Annotated in this window: 16 protein-coding genes; 9 read left to right on the top strand and 7 right to left on the bottom strand. The window is 73.6% G+C overall.

The window, feature by feature from the left end:
• Window positions 1-28 precede the first annotated feature (28 nt).
• Genes ACIP2X_RS14105 through ACIP2X_RS14095 form a run of 3 tightly spaced genes read right to left on the bottom strand, consistent with a single transcriptional unit; the run spans window position 29 to window position 3,005 of the window.
• A complete protein-coding gene (locus ACIP2X_RS14105) occupies window positions 29-499 on the bottom strand; it encodes an NUDIX domain-containing protein (RefSeq protein WP_401671826.1) in 471 nt (156 codons plus the stop codon).
• A complete protein-coding gene (locus ACIP2X_RS14100) occupies window positions 496-2,034 on the bottom strand; it encodes an ATP-dependent DNA ligase (RefSeq protein ID WP_401671823.1) in 1,539 nt (512 codons plus the stop codon). Before ACIP2X_RS14100 ends, ACIP2X_RS14105 begins: the two co-directional genes overlap by 4 nt.
• A gap of 29 nt (window positions 2,035-2,063) precedes the next feature.
• Window positions 2,064-3,005: an NAD(P)/FAD-dependent oxidoreductase gene (locus ACIP2X_RS14095; protein WP_401671820.1), complete on the bottom strand. Its 942-nt coding sequence runs from the start codon at window positions 3,003-3,005 to the stop codon at window positions 2,064-2,066.
• A 78-nt stretch (window positions 3,006-3,083) separates the two neighbouring features.
• Between ACIP2X_RS14095 and ACIP2X_RS14090 the strand changes: the two genes are divergently transcribed.
• From ACIP2X_RS14090 to ACIP2X_RS14065, 6 genes are all read left to right on the top strand, one after another.
• Window positions 3,084-3,656, top strand: coding sequence for a helix-turn-helix domain-containing protein (locus tag ACIP2X_RS14090; protein ID WP_401671818.1), 573 nt, complete (start codon window positions 3,084-3,086; stop codon window positions 3,654-3,656).
• Between the two features lie 201 nt (window positions 3,657-3,857).
• Window positions 3,858-4,829, top strand: coding sequence for an NADPH:quinone oxidoreductase family protein (locus tag ACIP2X_RS14085; RefSeq protein WP_401671815.1), 972 nt, complete (start codon window positions 3,858-3,860; stop codon window positions 4,827-4,829).
• Window positions 4,826-6,007: an acyl-CoA dehydrogenase family protein gene (locus tag ACIP2X_RS14080; protein WP_401671813.1), complete on the top strand. Its 1,182-nt coding sequence runs from the start codon at window positions 4,826-4,828 to the stop codon at window positions 6,005-6,007. Before ACIP2X_RS14085 ends, ACIP2X_RS14080 begins: the two co-directional genes overlap by 4 nt.
• Window positions 6,004-7,077 (top strand): acyl-CoA dehydrogenase family protein, encoded by a 1,074-nt coding sequence (locus tag ACIP2X_RS14075; RefSeq protein ID WP_401671810.1) that lies wholly within the window; start codon window positions 6,004-6,006, stop codon window positions 7,075-7,077. Before ACIP2X_RS14080 ends, ACIP2X_RS14075 begins: the two co-directional genes overlap by 4 nt.
• A 219-nt stretch (window positions 7,078-7,296) precedes the next feature.
• Window positions 7,297-8,169 (top strand): phosphatidylinositol-specific phospholipase C/glycerophosphodiester phosphodiesterase family protein, encoded by an 873-nt coding sequence (locus ACIP2X_RS14070; RefSeq protein ID WP_401671808.1) that lies wholly within the window; start codon window positions 7,297-7,299, stop codon window positions 8,167-8,169.
• A gap of 127 nt (window positions 8,170-8,296) precedes the next feature.
• Window positions 8,297-8,491 (top strand): hypothetical protein, encoded by a 195-nt coding sequence (locus ACIP2X_RS14065; protein WP_401671805.1) that lies wholly within the window; start codon window positions 8,297-8,299, stop codon window positions 8,489-8,491.
• Window positions 8,492-8,512: 21 nt separating this feature from the next.
• On the opposite strand, the gene ACIP2X_RS14060 is transcribed toward ACIP2X_RS14065, so the two are convergent.
• The gene (locus tag ACIP2X_RS14060; protein WP_401671803.1) at window positions 8,513-9,766 is read right to left on the bottom strand and encodes a phosphodiester glycosidase family protein; all 1,254 of its coding nucleotides are present in this window, start codon (window positions 9,764-9,766) and stop codon (window positions 8,513-8,515) included.
• A gap of 447 nt (window positions 9,767-10,213) precedes the next feature.
• On the opposite strand from ACIP2X_RS14060, the gene ACIP2X_RS14055 reads away from it, so the two are divergent.
• From ACIP2X_RS14055 to ACIP2X_RS14045, 3 genes are all read left to right on the top strand, one after another.
• Window positions 10,214-11,293: an NAD-dependent epimerase/dehydratase family protein gene (locus tag ACIP2X_RS14055; protein ID WP_401671801.1), complete on the top strand. Its 1,080-nt coding sequence runs from the start codon at window positions 10,214-10,216 to the stop codon at window positions 11,291-11,293.
• A 225-nt stretch (window positions 11,294-11,518) separates the two neighbouring features.
• Entirely contained in the window at window positions 11,519-12,748 is a 1,230-nt protein-coding gene (locus ACIP2X_RS14050) for a polysaccharide pyruvyl transferase family protein (RefSeq protein WP_401671799.1), read from the top strand.
• 48 nt (window positions 12,749-12,796) lie between these two features.
• Window positions 12,797-14,248: an FAD-dependent oxidoreductase gene (locus ACIP2X_RS14045; RefSeq protein WP_401671797.1), complete on the top strand. Its 1,452-nt coding sequence runs from the start codon at window positions 12,797-12,799 to the stop codon at window positions 14,246-14,248.
• Window positions 14,249-14,252: 4 nt separating this feature from the next.
• Here ACIP2X_RS14045 and ACIP2X_RS14040 read toward each other — a convergent pair whose 3' ends face one another.
• The 3 genes from ACIP2X_RS14040 to xylB all read right to left on the bottom strand — a co-directional run bounded on the left by ACIP2X_RS14040 (window position 14,253) and on the right by xylB (window position 17,844).
• The gene (locus tag ACIP2X_RS14040; RefSeq protein WP_401671795.1) at window positions 14,253-14,852 is read right to left on the bottom strand and encodes an N-acetylmuramoyl-L-alanine amidase; all 600 of its coding nucleotides are present in this window, start codon (window positions 14,850-14,852) and stop codon (window positions 14,253-14,255) included.
• A 204-nt stretch (window positions 14,853-15,056) separates the two neighbouring features.
• On the bottom strand, window positions 15,057-16,271 hold the full coding sequence (locus ACIP2X_RS14035) for an ROK family protein (RefSeq protein WP_401671792.1): 1,215 nt from the start codon (window positions 16,269-16,271) through the stop codon (window positions 15,057-15,059).
• Between the two features lie 127 nt (window positions 16,272-16,398).
• Window positions 16,399-17,844 (bottom strand): xylulokinase, encoded by a 1,446-nt coding sequence (gene xylB / locus ACIP2X_RS14030; protein WP_401671790.1) that lies wholly within the window; start codon window positions 17,842-17,844, stop codon window positions 16,399-16,401.
• Between the last annotated feature and the right edge of the window lie 207 nt (window positions 17,845-18,051).

Below are 18,051 nucleotides of genomic sequence, written 5' to 3'. Positions count from 1 at the left end.
CGGCGGTGGCCGCCGCAACGCGTGCGGGTCATCCTCGCGACGAGTGCTCCGCCAGCCGGTCGAGAAACGCGGACTGCGCCTTGACGATCACCTCACGGGCCCTGTCCAGGCCGAACCAGGCCACCCGGTCGAGCTCCGGGAACTCCGCGGCGCGCCCCGACCTCGGGGGCCACTCCATGGTGAACGTGCCCGGTGTGACGGAGCCGGGGTCGAGGTCGGCCTCCACCGCCCACGCCGTGACGATCTTCCCGCCGCTCTGCCGGACCTCACCGAGGGGCACCGCCTCGCCGTCCGGCGGCGGCAGCCCGAGTTCCTCCTGGAACTCCCTGCGGGCCGCCTCCCAGGCGGGCTCGTCAGGGTCGTGCTCGCCCTTCGGCACGGTCCACGCGCCCGCGTCCCGGCGGGCCCAGAGCGGTCCGCCCATGTGGCCGAGCAACACCTCCGGGCCGCCGTCGGTGTGCCGGAACAGCAGCAGGCCCGCGCTGCGCCGGGACCTCACGGCCGGACCTGCGGATGGGCGGCCAGCAGGGTCTCGACGGTGTCCGCGTCCTCGGGGCGCTTGTCCTCGCGGTAGCGCAGCACGCGCGCGAAGCGGAGGGTGACGCCGGCCGGGTAGCGGGTCGACCTCTGCAGGCCGTCGTAGGCGATCTCGACGACGAGTTCGGGGCGCACGGTCACCACGTGGCCCTCGGACGCGACGGCCAGCTCCTGCAGCCGCTCGGTCTGCCAGGCCAGCATGGCGTCGGTCATGCCCTTGAACGTCTTGCCGAGCATCGCGAATCCGCCGTCGGCCGTGCGGGCGCCCAGGTGCAGGTTGGACAGCCTGCCGGTGCGGCGGCCGTGGCCCCATTCCGCGGCCAGGACCACCAGGTCGAGGGTGTGCACCGGCTTGAGCTTCAGCCAGGAGGCGCCGCGCCGCCCCGCGCTGTACGGCGCGTCCAGCGCCTTGACGACGACGCCCTCGTGGCCGCGGCGCAGTGTCTCCGCCAGGAACTCCTCGGCGGCGGGCACGTCCTCGGGGCCCGACACCACCGTCCGACGCACCCGCATCGGCTCGGGGACCAGCCGGGCGAGTTCCGCGTGCCGCTCGGCGAACGGCAGGTCCAGCAGGTCGCGGCCGCCGACGGAGAGCGCGTCGAAGAAGACGGGGGAGACCGGGACCGCCCGCGCGGCGGTGGCCACGTCCACCCGGGAGCCGACCCGGCCGGCCGTCTCCTGGAAGGAGCGGGGCCGGCCGTCCTCGTCGAAGGCGATCACCTCGCCGTCCAGCACGAAGCACTCCCCGCGCAGCTCCCGCGCGGCCGAGGTCAGCTCGGGCAGCCGGTCGGTGATGTCGTCGAGGGTGCGGGTGTAGAGGCGTACGTCGTCGCCGTCGCGGTGGACCTGGACGCGGATGCCGTCCAGTTTCTCCTCGACGGCGCAGGCGCCGAGCTTGCCGATCGCCTCGGTCACCGAGGACGCGGTGTGCGCGAGCATCGGCAGCACCGGTCGGCCCACGGTCAGGCGGAAACGGTCCAGGGCCTCGGGCCCGTCGGCGAGCAGCGCCCGGGCGACGTCCTGCAGCGACCCGGCCAGCATCACCGCACGCCGCACATCCGTGGCGGGCGCCCCGGTCGCCTGCGCCAGCCCCTCGACCGCGACCGCCTCCAGCGCGCCCTGCCGGACCTCGCCCGTGAGCAGTCCGGTCAGGAAGCGCTGCTCGTCCGCGGTGGCGGCGCCCATCAGCTCGGCGACCAGGCGGGCGCGCTCCGCCTGCGAGCCGGCGCCGGTGACCTCGCCGAGAGCCGTGAGGCGGGCGTCCACCTCGCGCACGGTCAGGCCGGGCGCGGCGGCCGGTTCGACCGGGCGGCCGAGCACCTTCCATCCGATGCCGAGCCGGCCCTGCGGCAGCCGGCCCGCGAGATACGGGATGACCACCGGCACGTCGTCCGGCTCGGCCTCCCGGAACAACCCGGCGAGCAGGGCGATCTTGCGGGACCGCGCCGAGGTGGCGGCGACCTCCCGGGACACGTCGGCGAGCCGGGTCAGCAGCATGCAGTCATGGTGCACCGGGGACGGGGGGCCTACACCTGGACGGCCGCGTCGAGGTCGGTCATCAGCAGCTCCCCGTTGATCGTGGCGCCCGCGCGGTACCCGCCGCTCGCCGCGTTCACGACCTGCTCGGCGAACCCGGCGGCGTTGCCGGCGGCCCACACGCCCGGCACGGTCGTCAGCCCGGTCGCGTCCACCACGGCGTACGCGCCGAACGGCGTCTCGTTCAGCTCGGCGCCCAGCCGCTCCAGCAGACCCGTGCGCGGCACGGCCCGGGGCGCGGTGAACACCACCTCCCGGTCGTGGACCGTGCCGTCCGCCAGCCGCACTCCGGTGAGCCGGTCGTTCTCGACGACCAGGCCCTCGACCTCACCGGGCACCACCTCGACCCCGGCCGCGGCGAGCCGGCGCAGGTCGTCGTCGGACAGGTCCTCCTCGGCGACCTGGTGCAGGAAGAACGTCACGTCCTTCGACCACTGGGTGACGATCAGGGCCTGGTGCACGCTCTGCGGTCCGGTGGCGAGCACGCCGAACGCCTGGTCGCGGACCTCCCAGCCATGGCAGTACGGGCAGTGCAGCACGTCCCGGCCGAACCGCTCGGCGACGCCGGGCACCTTTGGCAGCTCGTCGGCGAGGCCGGTGGTGACGACCAGGCGCCGGGCGCGCACTGTTCCGCCGCTCGCCAGCTCCACCGCGAAGTCGTCCTCGCCCCGGGTGACGTCCACCGCCCGGTCCCGGACCAGCCGTACGCCGTACCGCGCGATCTCCTCCCTGCCGGTCGCGAGGAACTCCGCGGGCGACATGCCGTCCCGTGTCAGATAGCCCTGCATGTGCGCGGCGGGAGCGTTGCGCGGCTCGCCCGCGTCGACGACGAGGGTGCGGCGCCTGGCCCTGCCGAGGACGAGCGCGGCGGACAGTCCCGCCGCGCCGCCGCCGATGACGACCACTTCGTAGGACTCGGTTGTTCCGGTCATGGTGACCACCTCCACGCCAGACGGTCGCGCGCCCGCTGCGGGATTGACAAATACGTTTGCCGAATCTGCAATAGCGGCATGACGACCGACGATGTCCTCGCAGGGGTGGGGCCGCGGCTGCGGCGGATCCGTAAGGAGCGGGAGGTGACGCTGTCCGGGCTGTCGGAGGTGACCGGCATCTCGGTCAGCACCCTCTCCCGGCTGGAGTCCGGCCTGCGCAAGCCCAGCCTGGAGCTGCTGCTGCCGATCGCGCAGGCCCATCAGGTGCCGCTGGACGAACTGGTCGGCGCGCCCTCCGTGAGCGATCCGCGGGTGCGGTCCCAGCCGATCGAGCGGTACGGCCGGGTGCACTGGCCGCTCACCCGCCAGCCCGGCGGCCTCCAGGCGTTCAAGGTGCTGGAGCCGCAGCGGGCCCTGGAACCGGAGCCGCGCACCCATGAGGGGTACGAGTGGCTGTACGTGCTGTCCGGGCGGCTCCGGCTGGTGCTGGGGGAGCACGACGTGGTGCTCACGGCGGGCGAGGCGGCGGAGTTCGACACCCGGGTCCCGCACTGGTTCGGGTCGACGGGGGAGGGGCCGGTGGAGTTCCTGAGCCTCTTCGGGCCGCAGGGGGAGCGGATGCATGTGCGGGCCCGGCCGAAGCAGGCGTGAGGGACCGGCTGCTCGTCGTTGCGGCCGGAGCAGGGGTGAGCGACAAGCCGCTGCCTGTGCGGCCGGAGCAGGGGTGAGCGACAAGCCGCTGCCTGTGCGGCCGGAGCAGGCGTGACCTCCCCGGCGGTTCACAGGGGGCAAGCGACCGCTTAGTATGCGGTGGACCCGGTCAGACGACGCAGTCCCCCGTGGAGGCCCCGCATGCAGGCATGGCAGGTGCACGAGAACGGCGAGCCGAGCGAGGTGATGCGCCTCGGTGAGGTGGCGACGCCCACGCCCGGCGACGGCCAGGTCCTGCTGAAGGTGCGGGCCGCCAACATCAACTTCCCGGACGCCCTGCTCTGCCGGGGCCAGTACCAGGTCCGGCCCCCGCTGCCCTTCACGCCCGGCGTGGAGATCTGCGGCGAGACCGAGGACGGCCGCCGCGTGATCGCCAACCCGGCGCTGCCCCACGGCGGCTTCGCCGAGTACACCGTCGCCGACGCGGCCGCCGTGCTGCCCGCGCCCGACGCGCTCGACGACGCCGAGGCCGCCGCGCTGCACATCGGCTACCAGACCGGCTGGTTCGGCCTGCACCGGCGGGCCCGGCTGGAGGCCGGCGAGACGCTGCTCGTGCACGCCGCCGCCGGCGGGGTCGGCAGCGCGGCCGTCCAGCTCGGCAAGGCGGCCGGCGCCACGGTCATCGGCGTGGTGGGCGGAGCCGAGAAGGCTGCCGTCGCCCGCGAGCTCGGCTGCGACACCGTGATCGACCGGCGTGCCGAGGACGTCGTCGCGGCGGTGAAGGCGGCCACCGGCGGCCGGGGCGCCGACGTGGTCTACGACCCGGTGGGCGGCGACGCGTACACCCAGTCCGCCAAGACGGTCGCCTTCGAGGGCCGGATCGTGGTCGTCGGCTTCGCGAGCGGCGCCATTCCGAGCCCTGCGCTCAACCACGCCCTCGTCAAGAACTACGCGATCCTCGGACTGCACTGGGGCCTCTACAACACCAGGAACCCCAAGCTGGTCCAGCACTGCCACGAGCAGCTCACCGAACTGGCCGCCCGGGGTGCGATCAAGCCGCTGGTGAGCGAGCGGGTGCCGCTGAGCGGAGCCGCGGCCGCCGTGCAGCGGGTCGCCGACGGAGTGACCACCGGCCGCGTCGCCGTCGTCCCGGAGAACGGAGCCCCCGCATGACCGACGCCGCCGAACTGCGCCGAAGGACCGAGGAGCTGCTGGCCGCGCACCCGCCCGGGACCACGGACCGCGCGGACTTCCTCAAGGCCCGCTTCGACGCCGGGCTCGCCTGGGTGCACTACCCCGAAGGTCTCGGCGGGCTCGGTGCCCCCCGCTCGCTCCAGGCGGTGGTGGACGCCGAGCTGGAGGCCGCGGGCGCACCGGACAACGACCCCCGGCGGATCGGCATCGGCCTCGGCATGGCCGCGCCCACGATCCTGCGCTACGGCACCGAGGAGCAGAAGCGGCGCTACCTGCGGCCCCTGTGGGTGGGGGATGAGGTCTGGTGCCAGCTGTTCAGCGAGCCCGGCGCCGGCTCCGACCTCGCCGCGCTGGGCACCCGGGCCGTGCGTGACGGAGACGGCTGGGTGGTCGACGGGCAGAAGGTGTGGACCTCCAGCGCGCACGTCGCCCGCTGGGGCATCCTCATTGCCCGCACCGACCCGGACGTCCCCAAGCACCAGGGCATCACGTACTTCGTCTGCGACATGACCGACCCCGGCGTCGAGGTGCGGCCGCTGCGCCAGATCACCGGCGAGGCCGAATTCAACGAGGTGTTCCTGACGGACGTCCGGATCCCGGACGCGCGCCGCCTCGGGGAGGTCGGCGACGGCTGGCGCGTCGCACAGACCACCCTCATGAACGAGCGCGTGTCCATCGGCGGCATGCGGCTGCCCCGCGAGGGCGGCATGATCGGCCCCGTCTCCGCCACCTGGCGCGAGCGCCCGGAACTGCGCACCCACGACCTCCACCAGCGGCTGCTCACCCTGTGGGTGGAGGCCGAGGTCGCCCGGCTCACCGGCGAACGGCTGCGCCAGCAGCTCGTCGCGGGGCATCCCGGCCCCGAGGGCTCCGGCATGAAGCTCGCCTTCGCCCGCCTCAACCAGGAGATCAGCGGCCTGGAGGTCGAACTCCTGGGCGAGGAGGGACTCCTGTACGACGACTGGACCATGCGCCGGCCCGAGCTGGTGGACTTCACCGGCCGTGACGCCGGCTACCGCTACCTCCGCTCCAAGGGCAACAGCATCGAGGGCGGGACCAGCGAGGTCCTGCTGAACATCGTCGCCGAGCGCGTCCTCGGACTGCCGTCCGAGCCGCGCACCGACAAGGACGTCGCCTGGAAGGACCTGGCCCGATGACCGATCTGCTCTACTCGGAGGAGGAAGAGGCCCTCCGCTCGGCGGTGCGGGACCTGCTCGCCGACCGCCTCGACCCGGCCGGGGTGATCGCGCGCACCGAGTCGGACACTCCGCACGACGTCTCGCTGTGGAAGACGCTCACCGACGGAATGGGTCTTGCGGGTCTGCTGATTCCGCTGGAGCTCGACGGCCAGGGCGCCTCGCACCGGGAGGCCGCCGTCGTCCTGGAGGAACTCGGGCGGGCGGTCGCGCCCGTGCCGTATCTGACGAGTGCGGTCGTCGCGACGGAGGCGCTGCTGGAGTGCGGGGCCGACGACCTGCTCACGCAGCTGGCGTCCGCGACGCTGGTCGGCGCGCTCGCCGTCCCCCTGCACCTTGCTCCCGGAGTCGCCTTCGCCGCCGTACAGGTCGAGAACGGCACTCTGCACGGCGAGTTGACGGGCATCGCCGACGCCGCGGGTGCCGATCTGCTGCTGGTGCCCGCGGACGACGGTGGTCTGTACGCGGTCGACGCCTCGGCCGTCACCGTCACTGCGCAGATCTCCCTCGACCTCACCCGGCCCCTCGCGACCGTCGCGCTGAACGGTGTCGCCGGCCGTCGCCTCGGAGACGCCGAACCGGCCGTCCGCCGCGCCCTGCGGGCCGGCGCCGGACTGCTCGCATCCGAACAACTCGGGCTCGCCGACTGGGCGCTGACCGAGACCGTGCGCTACCTCAAGGAGCGCAAGCAGTTCAACCGGCCCGTCGGCGGGTTCCAGGCGCTCAAGCACCGGCTCGCCCAGCGCTGGCTGGAGGTCGTCCATCTGCGGGCCGCGGCACGCGCCGCGGCGGACGCGCTCGCGACCGGCGAGGACGTCGACGTGTCGGTGGCGGTGGCCCAGGCCTACGCCGCGCCGGTGGCCGTACGCGCCGCCGAGGAGGCGCTGCAACTGCACGGCGGCATCGGAATGACCTGGGAGCACCCGGCACACCTGTATCTCAAGCGGGCCAAGGCGGACTCCCTCGCCTACGGCACCGCGGGCGCCCATCGCGCGGCGCTCGCCGAACTGGTGGACCTTCAAGCCCCCTGAGGTACAGGCGGGGAGCGCCGCCGAAGCGCGCGGGAACCCTGGGGGAACCCCGAGAAAAGCCCGTCCCACCTGGGGCGGGCTTTTCGGTGCGGGTACGCCGGTGAAGTGAACTCATGACGGCGGTCCGGCCAACTCACCAGCCCCCATCTGCCAGTTGAGTGGCCGTGAACCCCATACTCGCTGAGGTTCCGTTCCCCGCCCACACCAGGGAGGCAGAGCATGGCCCTCACCACCCGTCGCAGAGCCCTCACCACCTTCGGCGCCGCCCTCGCGGGCGCGGTGGCCCTGCCCGGCGCGAGCGCGCTGGCGGACGACCACGGGCACCGCCCCCGTCCGCCGCGCCCGCTGTGGCGTGCCCACGCCCACAACGACTACGAGCACCCCCGGCCGCTCCTCGACGCCCTCGACCACCGCTTCGGCAGCGTCGAGGCCGACATCTACCTCGTCGGCGACCAGCTCCTCGTCGCCCACGACCCCGAGGACCTCGACCCGGCCCGCACCCTGGAGTCCCTCTACCTCGACACCCTCGCCGCGCGCGTCCGCGCCAACCACGGCTCGGTGTACCGCGGTCACCGCGGCTCGCTCCAGCTGCTGATCGACATCAAGACCGAGGGCGCCTCGACGTACCGCGAACTCGACCGGCATCTGCGCCGCTACCGGCACCTGTTCACGACGTACGCCCACGGCAAGGTCCTGCCCGGGCCGGTCACCGCCGTCATCTCCGGCGACCGCGCGGCGCGTGCGCCGATGGAGGCCCAGAAGGTGCGCCGCGCCTTCTACGACGGCCGGCTAGCGGACCTCGGCAGCCCGGCCCCCGCCTCCTTCGTCCCGCTGATCAGCGACAACTGGACGCTGAACTTCAGCTGGCGCGGCGCGGGCGCGTTCCCGGCGGCCGAGCGGCAGAAGCTGCGCGACATCATGCGGGCGGCGCACGCGCGCGGGCAGAAGGTGCGGTTCTGGGCCACGCCGGACATCGCGGGACCCGAACGGGACGCGCTGTGGGGTGAGTTGCTCGCCGCGGACGTCGACTTCATCAACACCGACGACCTGCTCGGACTGGAGGCGTTCCTGGACGCCCGCGGGCGGGCCTGACGCTCACCCGCCCGCCGGTCGCGGACACCACACTTTCGGGGGACAGGTCAGCCGCCCGGAGGAACCCTTCGCTACGCCACACTTGCGGCCGAACGCCGCGAAGCGGACGTGGCGGAGGAGGTTCACGATGGCCATTTCCATCTCTGTGGTGCTGTTGCTGTTCATCCTGGCGGTGATCTTCGTACGGAACGGGGGGCTCAAGCTCACGCACGCGATCGTCTGCCTGCTGCTCGGCTTCTACCTCGCGAGCTCGAGCATCGCCCCGACCATCCACAGCGGCCTCACGGCCACGGCCGACATCGTGAGCGGCCTCAGACCGTGAGGTCGCCGTGCCCCTGGAACGTCACCTGACGGAGAACACCCCGATGCCGTTCGGCACCGGGCGCTCCACGCCGCCGCTCGGATGGTTGCGTACGGAGACGGTGTCCGCGCCCGGGGCGCGGGCGACCAGCGTCGAGGAGCCACCGCCGTCCAGGCTGAAGGCGTGCACCGCGCCCAGCCGGCGCATCGTGTCCGCCACCTCGGCGATCGTCAGGCCGGTGCGGTACTCGGGGGCGCCGTCCACCGCGAGCAGCAGCACCCGCCGCCCGCTCTCCGCGATGCCCACGGCGGTGCGCACCGCCGCCGTGCGGTCGTCCAGGCCGGGCAGCGGCTGCCCGCCCCTGAGGACCGGATATCCGCCCAGCGCGAAGCGGTACGGGAGCCGTGTCGCCGACGCCACCAGCCGCTGCCGTACCGTGACGCGCTCGCCCACCTTCACCTTCCGCAGCCACCGCGCGCCCGCCTCACGGCCGACGAGCACCGTCGTCCCCGCGGCAACCGGACCGCTGCCCGGAGCGTCGGCACTCGACACCACCTTGCCGTTCCTGACCGTCACCTCGTGGGTCTCCGTGCTGCACGGCGCCGCCCGGTCGGTGTCGGTGCCGCAGGTGGCGCGCACCCGGGAGACGCTGCCCCACGCCGGCGTGAACGCGCCGACCGAGTCGACCGGCAGGGCGTACTGGTTGAGGCCACCGAGCGGGCGCTTCCCCTCCGGCGCGGTGACCGACCCCTCCAGGGCCAGGCTGTCCGGCCGGGCCCGCCGGTCGGCCCCGACGCCCACCACGTCCCGGGTGCTCGTGCCCGGCGGCAGCGCCGGGCCGAACCGCTGGCCGTCCGGGACCGCCCCCTTCAGCGCCTCGCCCCGCAGGATCACGGGTCCGACGGTCGCGCCGGTCGCGGGGACGCCCGGGTGCTGGGTCTCGGTGATGTTGAAGAAGTCGCCGTTGACGCCGGCCACCGCTCCCTGGGCGTCGGCCAGCCGGGACACGGTCGCCCGTGCGGCCACCGCTCCCGGATGCAGCAGATCGAGCCGCACGCGCGGGTCGCGCAGGTCGACGCCGAGCACATGGACGCGCGTCGGCCCCTTGGCCGCCTGGATGTCGAGTTGTTGGTAGAGGACGCCCGGTGCGATCCGGGTCTCCTCCGGCGCGGCACCCGCCGGTGCCGCCCCTGCCGGTGCCGCCCCGGTCAGGGCCGCACCTGTGAGTGTGCCGAGCGCGGCGAGCACCGCGACGAACGTTCTGCCTGATCCGAACCGCTTCTGACGACGCGTCACAGATCCCCCTGAGGTCTCGTCAACTTTCCCAGGACGCGGGGGAAGTGCACCAGACGGCACTGACCGAGGGGGTGACGGGGAGCCGACTGCGCGAGAACGGGTGAGGGAACGTGCGCCGGGCGGGCCGGGGCGGGTCCGAGGGGTCAGTCGGTGGGCGGGCCGGGGCGGGTGCGAGGGGTCAGTCGGTGGGCGGGCCGGGGCGGGTGCGAGAGGTCAGTCGGTGGGCGGGCCGGGGCGCGTGTCAGGCGGCGGGTGATGCGGCCGAAGTGCGGTCCGTTGTCAAGCGCGGGCCCGTGTGGCAGGGGGGTGGTGGGCGGCCGAATATGGGAGCGGCTGTGAAAGCGGCCCGGTGGCGGCACCCGGGTCGCCGTCGCCGGGAGGCGTCGGCGGTCCGGGGCGCTTCGGCGAGAGGCCCCGCGCCTCTGCGGCGGAAGGAAGGTCGCGCTGATGACGACGATGACCGTTTCCGTGGCGCCGGCGACACGACCCGCCTGGCGACGGGCCCTGGTGACCGGCGGGGCCGGATTCCTGGGCTCACATCTGTGCGAGCGTCTGATCGAGGCCGGTGTCGGCGTCGACTGCGTCGACGATCTGTCGTCGGGGTCCGCGGACAACGTCCGGCACCTCGCCGGCCACCCCGGCTTCCGGTTCCTGGAACGCGACATGGCGGACCCCGGAGTCCCGGACGCGCTGGACGGGGCGTACGACCTGGTCCTGCACTGCGCGGGCCCCGCGTCGCCGGCCGATTGCCGGGATCGCCCACTGGAGGCGCTGGACGCCGCCGCCCTCGGTACCCGCAACGCGCTGACCGTGGCCGCCCGGTCCGGAGCCCGCTTCCTGCTCGCCTCGGCGGGCCGACCGCGGGGGGAGGCGAGGCCGTCGCCCGGGGACCCTGGCGGGGTCCGGTGGGACTCCGGCCGGGGCAGCACGGGCGCTCCGGAGTCTGCCGCTCCGGAGTCGGCCGCTTCGGAAGACGCGGGGGGCGACAACGAGCCCGGGGGACCCCGCGCGGCGTACGGCGCGGCGGGGCGCTTCGCGGAGGCCCTGACCGCCGCGTACGCCGCCGAGCACGGCACGGACACCGGGATCGTCCGCCTCTTCGACACCTACGGCCCGCGGATGCGGGCTGACGGCCCGCAGTCGATCCCGGCCCTCGCCGGGCAGGCACTGGCCGGCATGCCGGTCACCGTCGAGGACGACGGCACGGACTCCCGCTCCCTGTGCTACGTCGACGACGTGGCCGACGGTGTGCTGCGCGTCGCCGCGAGCCGGTCCCGGCGGCCCGTGGACATCGGCGGCGGCGACGAGACGACCGTCCAGGAGATCGCCCGCCGGGTGATCGACGTGACCGGCTCCCGCGCGGGCCTGTGGTTCGGTACCGCCCGCCCTCCCGACCACGCCCGGCCGCGCCCCGACCCGTCCCGCGCCCGCGAGCTGTGCGGCTGGACGCCCAGGGTGTCCTGGGAGGAAGGCTTCAAGCGGACGATCGCCCACTTCGGGAGCCCGCGGCGGGACACCCCCGGCTGAGGGGGCAGCCACCGCCCGGCAGGCGAGCGGGTGCCGCGATGGTGGCGTGCCCGATCCCGTGGGACGATGACGCTGCCTGTCGAGAAGTACCTGTTCGGGGGATTTCTCCCGGTACCGGGGTTTTCCCCGCGCACACAGGGCAACCCGAGGTCGGCCCCACGGCAGCGCACCCCGCAGTTGTCCCGGACCTCGCACCGCTCGCAGCTCCTCCGACAGGAGTTCCGGATGACCTTCACCACCCAGCCCTTCCGGCCCCCAGGACCGGGCCCGCGCATCGGTCTGCTGGGCTCGTACGGCGGCTTCAACATCGGCGACGAGGCCATCCTGACCTGCGTGCTCGGCTGCCTGCGCGACCACCGCCCGCAGGCCCGGCTCGTCGTCTTCAGCCGCAACGCCGAGCACACCCGCGCCCACCAGCCCGCCGCCGACGAGGTGGTCGACTGGGAGGGCGTCCCGCAGAAACAGATCCTCGACGTCCTGTCGAACCTGGACCTGCTGGTGCTCGGTGGCGGCGGCATCCTCTACGACGGCGAGGCACGCCGCTATCTGCGCCTGGTGGGCGCCGCCCAGGCCAGCGGCGTGCGCACCTTCGCGTACGCCGTCGGCGCGGGCCCGCTGCGCGAGGCGGATGACCGGGAGGCCGTGCGCACCGTGCTGTCCGCCATGGACGAGGTGGTCGTACGTGACGAGGAGTCCCGGCTCGTGCTGGAGGAGGCCGGGCTGGACCGCGACATCACCGTGACCGCCGATCCGGCACTGCTGCTGCCGCCCGAGCCCTTCACCGACCAGATGATGCGCCAGGAGGGAATCCCCGCCGACACCCGGCTGGTGGGGATGTCCGTCCGCGAACCGGGCCGGGCCGCGGAGAAGCTCGACGAGAGCGACTACCACGCCCTCCTCGCCGACGTCGCGGACTTCCTGGTGCGGCGGCTGGACGCGCACGTGGTCTTCGTGCCCATGGAACGCCAGGACGTCCACCATGCCCACGGCGTGCTCTCCCGGATGACCGCCCCGGATCGCGGACGCATCCTGCACAGCGTCTACAGCCCCGGCCAGGTCCTCGGCTTCATGAACCACCTCGACCTCGCCGTCGGCATGCGCCTGCACTTCGTGATCTTCGCCGCGCTCTCCGGGCTGCCCGTGCTGCCGCTGCCGTACTCCGGCAAGGTCTTCGACTTCTCCCGCCGCATCGGCGCGCCCGCCCTCGTCGGCGTGGCGCGTGAGCAGGCCGGTCTGCTGCTCGCGGAGGTCGACCGGCTGTGGGACGAGTTTCCGCAGCGCCGCGACGAACTGGAGGCGCGGGTCCAGGCGTTGCGGGGGGCCGCCCGGGAGACCTGTCTGCGGTGCTCCGTGGTTCTCGAAGCGCTGGAGGAGCGCACCGAGGCCGAGGAGATGTCGGATACCGAACGCCCCGGTCTGCACCTGCTGCGGCCGGGCTCCGGATCGGTGAGCTGACGCGCCGGGCACCCACCGCCTTCGGAACACCTCCGACGGGAAGAACCGATGCCGATCCTGCAACGACCCCCGGAACCACGGACCGTCACCCTGCCGCCGCGCGAGGCCCGTCACGGCGGCCGCACGCAGGTCCTGGTCGTCGGCGGCGGGCCGGCCGGCACCGCGGCGGCCTACGCCGCGGCCGACGCCGGGGCCGACGTCGTGCTCGTCGAGCGGTACGGCTTCCTCGGCGGCAACGCGACCGTGGCCCTCGTGATGCCGCTGATGTCGTTCCACAACGAGCAGAAACAGGCCGTCTTCACCGAGCCCGGCCAGGCAGGCGACCAACTGCTGCCGACCGACCACGGCGAGGGCGAGGCGGTGGTCGCGGGCTTCCTGTGGCGGCTGCTGGACCGGCTGAACGAGCGCGGCGGCTGCATCCCGCCCTCCGTGCGGACCGGGTACACCGTGCCGTTCGACCCCGAGATCTACAAACTGGTCCTGCTCGACCTGCTCGACGAGGCCGGCGTCCACATGCTGTTCCACTCCTTCGCCTCCTGTGCCCTTCCCCTGGACGACGGCTGGCGGGTCGTCTTCGAGACCAAGTCCGGACCGGTGGTGATCGACGCCGATGTCGTCGTCGACGGCACGGGGGACGGCGATGTGGCCGCCGCATGCGGGGCGCCCTGGGAGATCGGCCGGCCGGAGGACGGGCTGGTGCAGCCGATGACCCTGATGTTCCGTGTCGTGGACTTCCTGCGACCCCGGTTCGCCGAGTACGTCCGCGAGCACCCCGACCAGTGGCGGGGCGTGCACGGCCTGTGGGACCTCGTCCAGGAGGCCACCGAGGCCGGCGAACTGAGCCTGCCCCGCGAGGACATCCTCTTCTTCGGCACCCCGCACCCGCGCGAGGTCAGTGTCAACAGCACCCGCGTCACCCGGGCGCTCGGTATCGACGTGTGGGACCTGAGCCGCGCCGAGTACGTGTCCCGCCGCCAGATGGAGCAGATCGACCGCTTCCTCCGCGGGCACGTCCCCGGCTTCGAGGAGGCATACGTCGGACAGAGCGGCACCCAGATCGGCGTCCGCGAGACCCGGCGCGTCCTCGGTGACTACCAGCTCACCGGCCACGACATCCTGGCGGCACGCCCCTTCCCCGACGTGGTGGCGCACGGCGCCTATCCCATCGACATCCACAACCCCAGGGGCAGCGGCACGGTCCTCAAACGCGTCCCCCGTGGCCGCTTCTACGACATACCGTTGCGCTGTCTGCTGCCCCGCGACACCGACCGTCTTCTCGTCGCGGGCCGCTGCATCTCCGGCTCCCATGTGGCGCACTCCTCCTATCGCGTCATGCCCATCGCCATGGCCACCGGCCAGGCCGCGGGCGTCTGCGCCGCGCTGGCCACCCGGATCGACCGCGGCCCACGGGAGGTGCCGCCCGCCCTGGTCCAGCAGGAGCTGCTGCGTCAGGGGGCGCGGCTGCAACTGCCGGCGGGTGCCGCTGCGGAGCGCGGCTGAGGCGTCATGCGGAGTTGACGAGCCCCATGTAGCGCGGCCAGTCCCAGTGCGGGCCGGGGTCGGTGTGGTCGGTGCCCGGTATCTCGTGATGCCCGACGATGTGCTCGCGGTCCCTGGGGATGCCGTATCTCGCGCAGATCGCCGCCGTGAGGACGGCCGATCGCGCGTACATGGCGTCGGTGAAGTAGCCGGGCTGGTCCACCCATCCCTCGTGCTCGATGCCGATGCTGCGCGTGTTGTGCTCCCAGTCCCCCGCGTGCCAGGCGATGTCCGACTCGCGGACGCACTGCGCCACATGTCCGTCGCGCGACCGGACGACGTAGTGCGCGGACACCTTCTTGCGGGGGTGCTGGAAGACGGCCAGGGTTCCGGAGTAGTCGGTCTGCGTCACGTGGATGACCACCAGATCCACGGCGTGCGTCACCGGTCGGCTCGCCTCGGTGTAGTTGGCGCGCGACGCCGGCTGCCACTCCGCGAGCGGGTGGTCGGGGGCCGGGGTCTGCGCGCCCGCCCTCGGTCCGGGCAGCAGCGCGTAGGGGACGACGGCTAGGGCGGCGCCCTTGAGGAATCGCCTCCGGCGGGGGAGCGGTCGTGCCCGATCCATGGGGAATCGCCTCTCAGCTGGACGAAGTTGAAGCGCGAGGGGAGCGGTGGGGTCGCGGCCGACCGTGCCTCGCGTGATTCAAGGTACGGCGCGTGAGGGCCGGAGGAAGCTCGCGCAGTCGATCCGTGGACGGCCGAGACGTTGTGGACAACTCGCTCACCCGAAAGGGATACGGGCAGGCTCTTGACCAGTCGGCGGAAGGCGTCAGGCCTCCGATCGGACCCCCGCCGGATCGTCCAGGACCCCGCGGACCACCCAATGTCCGGCCCCGAGCAGCGGCCCCTCGGAACCCAGCCGTGACACGGACACCGGGCAGGCCGGCCCCGCCGTGCGACGGGCCAGTTCGGAGCGCAGGGACGGGAGCAGCCAAGGCGCGAGCCCGGCAAGCGCGCCGCCCAGCACCACGCTCTCCGGGTCCAGCAGATTCACCGCCCCGGTCAGCGCGACGCCGAGTGCCTCGCCCGCGTCGCGCAGCGCCCGCCGTACGTTCTCGTCGCCCTCCGCCGCCAGCCCGGCGAGCAGTCCCACCCGGTCCCCGCCCGGACGCAGACCGGCCGCGCGCAGCACGGCCTCCTCACCCGCGTACTGCTCCAGGCACCCCCGGCCGCCGCAGGCGCACTCCGGGCCGTCGGGCCGAACCGGTACGTGCCCCAACTCGCCCGCGAACCCCCGGGTTCCCCGCAGCAGTCCGCCGTCCACGACCACGCCGGCGCCGATACCGATCTCGGCCGACACGTGCACGAAGTCACGAGGCGTGTCCTCGCCCAGCCAGAGCTCGGCCAGCGCGCCGAAGTTGGCCTCGTTGTCCACGGTGAGGGGCAGGCCGACGGGGAGCAGGGAGCCCAGGTCGATGTCGTGCCAGCCGAGGTTGGGGGCGCGTACGACCGTCCGGGCGTCGCGAGCCACCAAGCCGGGCACCGCCACCGCGAGCCCCGCGGGCCATAGCCCTTCGCCGTCCGCCTCGGCGACGACCTGGCGTACCAGCGCGGTCAGTTCCCCGATCACCGGCTCGGGCGAGCGGTCGCGGTTGGTGCCGTGTCGCACGGCTCGCGCGCGCACCTCTCCGCGCAGGTCGACGGCGCAGACGGCGAGATGGTCGACGCCGACCTCCGCGCCGATCCCCGCGGGACCGTTCCCGCTGACCGCGAGGGCGGAACCGGGACGGCCCCGGCCCACGCGGCCGGGACGCTCGGGGCCCAGTTCCTCCAACAGGCCGGTACGGATGAGCTCGTCGACCAGGGTGGAGACCGCCGCACGGGTCAGGCCGATGCGCGAGGCCACCGCGGCGCGCGAGAGCGGGCCCTCCGCGCCGACGGTGTGCATCACCCGGGCGAGGTTGCGGCGCCGCATGCCCTGCTGGGTGTCCGGCAGCGCGCGTCCGGGACCGGCGGGGTCGGCCTTGTGCAGCGGTGCGGTCATGCCCCCGTCCTTGTCGGTGAGTCGGTGAGTCGGTGAGTCGGTGAGTCGGTGAGTCGGTGTGCCTGTGAGCGGTGCGTTTTGTGAGCGGTGAGAGTCGGTTGTCGGCGGCCGCTCGGTCCGCGTGGTCTCAACGGCTCTCGGGGCTCCGCTCCAGCAGCGGGGCCGCGTCGGAGAGTACCCCGGAGATCCTCGCCAGCGTCTCCTCGTCCCGCTCGATCGCGTCCAGGACCGGCCCGCGCGCGGTGTTCCAGCGCCGGGCGACCGCGGCCGGATCCTCGCCGGTGAGCACTCCGGCCGCCTGCGCGGCGGCGCCGAGGGCGACCAGTTCCCGGGCCTCGGGCACCTGGACAGGCCGCCCGGAGAGCCGTCGAACCGTCTGCTGCCAGGCCGCGCCCCGGGCGCCGCCCCCGATCAGCAGCAGGGGCGCCGAGGGGTCCGCGTCCTCGTCGAGGACCAGGTCCAGCGCGCCCAGCAGCGCGTGCACGGCCCCGTCGTACGCCGCCTGGAGGAGCTGACCGCCGGTGGTGTCGTGCCGCAGGCCGTGCAGCAGGCCCGAGGCGTTCGGCAGGTCGGGGGTGCGTTCGCCGTCCAGGTACGGCAGCAAGGTCACGCTCGTGCCGGGCTCGACGGCCTCGCGGTCCAGTCCGAGCAGGGCCGCCACGCGGTCGACGGCGAGCGTGCAGTTCAGGGTGCAGGCCAGCGGCAGCCAGTCCCCGCGCGCGTCGGCGAAGCCCGCCACGGTGCCGGTCGGGTCGGCCGGTCGTCGCTGCGACACCGCGTACACCGTGCCGGAGGTGCCCAGACTCATGACGGGGGTGCCGGGGCGCAGGCCGAGACCGAGCGCGGCGGCGGCGTTGTCGCCGGTGCCCGGGGCGACCAGGGTGCCCTTGGAGAACGGCAGGTCGTGACTGTCCCGCACGGTGCCCGCCACCTCACCGGGCCGGACCACGCGCGGCAGCATCGCCGGATCCAGACCCACGCGCGCGAGGATCTCCTCGTCGTACGCCTCGCTGCCGGACGCCCACCAGCCGGTGCCGGAGGCGTCGCCGCGATCGGTCGTGCCCTGCCCCGTGAGGTGTTCGGTGAGGTAGTCGTGGGGGAGCCGTACGGCCTTCGTCGCACGCACCGCCTCGGGCTCGTGCTCCGCGAGCCAGGCCCATTTGGTGACGGTGAACGACGCGGCGGGCACGCTGCCCGTGCGCTCCGCCCAGAACTTCGCGCCGCCCAGTTCCTCGACCAGCCGGCGCGCCTGCGGCGCCGAGCGCACGTCGTTCCACAGCAGGGCGGGTCGCACCGGCTCGCCCCGGGCGTCCAGCGTGACCAGACCGTGCTGCTGGCCGCCGATGGACACCGCGGCGGCCTCGTGGGCGGGCTCACCGCACTGGCGCAGCGCCTCGCACAGCGCCTGCCACCACTGCCGCGGATCACTCTCCCGGCCCGCGCCGGAGGTGACCTTGTGCGGCGCCTGACCGCTCGCCACGATCTCACCTGTGGACACGTCGACGACCAGTGCCTTCGTGGACTGGGTGGACGTGTCCACGCCGACGACGAGCGGACCCTCGGCTGCTGACATCGGGCTCTCCCTGTTTCTGCGGCTCTGCGGCTCTGCGGTTCTGGTTTCTGCTGTTGCTTCCACTGTTTTTCCGCTGCTACTGCGGCGTTCCAGCGGCTCATGCCCCCTCCAGGAGACACCTGTGTCTCTTCCCACTGAGGCGGTGGTCTCTTCCCAGGGATGCGTTCGCATATTAATTTGTAAACCGCCATGACGAAATAGTCGTGT

Source organism: Streptomyces sp. NPDC089424 (genome assembly GCF_044749345.1).
Classification (GTDB): domain Bacteria; phylum Actinomycetota; class Actinomycetes; order Streptomycetales; family Streptomycetaceae; genus Streptomyces.
The sequence above is the reverse complement of the archived record's forward strand: the minus strand, read 5'-3'. Positions and strand labels throughout refer to the sequence as shown.

Bases quoted from the DNA above. Each gene is read 5' to 3' on its own strand.
- ACIP2X_RS14100 (WP_401671823.1), bottom strand. From the start codon at position 2,034: ATGCTGCTGACCCGGCTCGCCGACGTGTCCCGGGAGGTCGCCGCCACC.
- ACIP2X_RS14095 (WP_401671820.1), bottom strand. From the start codon at position 3,005: ATGACCGGAACAACCGAGTCCTACGAAGTGGTCGTCATCGGCGGCGGC.
- ACIP2X_RS14090 (WP_401671818.1), top strand. From the start codon at position 3,084: ATGACGACCGACGATGTCCTCGCAGGGGTGGGGCCGCGGCTGCGGCGG.
- ACIP2X_RS14085 (WP_401671815.1), top strand. From the start codon at position 3,858: ATGCAGGCATGGCAGGTGCACGAGAACGGCGAGCCGAGCGAGGTGATG.
- ACIP2X_RS14080 (WP_401671813.1), top strand. From the start codon at position 4,826: ATGACCGACGCCGCCGAACTGCGCCGAAGGACCGAGGAGCTGCTGGCC.
- ACIP2X_RS14075 (WP_401671810.1), top strand. From the start codon at position 6,004: ATGACCGATCTGCTCTACTCGGAGGAGGAAGAGGCCCTCCGCTCGGCG.
- ACIP2X_RS14070 (WP_401671808.1), top strand. From the start codon at position 7,297: ATGGCCCTCACCACCCGTCGCAGAGCCCTCACCACCTTCGGCGCCGCC.
- ACIP2X_RS14065 (WP_401671805.1), top strand. From the start codon at position 8,297: ATGGCCATTTCCATCTCTGTGGTGCTGTTGCTGTTCATCCTGGCGGTG.
- ACIP2X_RS14055 (WP_401671801.1), top strand. From the start codon at position 10,214: ATGACGACGATGACCGTTTCCGTGGCGCCGGCGACACGACCCGCCTGG.
- ACIP2X_RS14050 (WP_401671799.1), top strand. From the start codon at position 11,519: ATGACCTTCACCACCCAGCCCTTCCGGCCCCCAGGACCGGGCCCGCGC.
- ACIP2X_RS14045 (WP_401671797.1), top strand. From the start codon at position 12,797: ATGCCGATCCTGCAACGACCCCCGGAACCACGGACCGTCACCCTGCCG.
- ACIP2X_RS14040 (WP_401671795.1), bottom strand. From the start codon at position 14,852: ATGGATCGGGCACGACCGCTCCCCCGCCGGAGGCGATTCCTCAAGGGC.
- ACIP2X_RS14035 (WP_401671792.1), bottom strand. From the start codon at position 16,271: ATGACCGCACCGCTGCACAAGGCCGACCCCGCCGGTCCCGGACGCGCG.
- xylB (WP_401671790.1), bottom strand. From the start codon at position 17,844: ATGTCAGCAGCCGAGGGTCCGCTCGTCGTCGGCGTGGACACGTCCACC.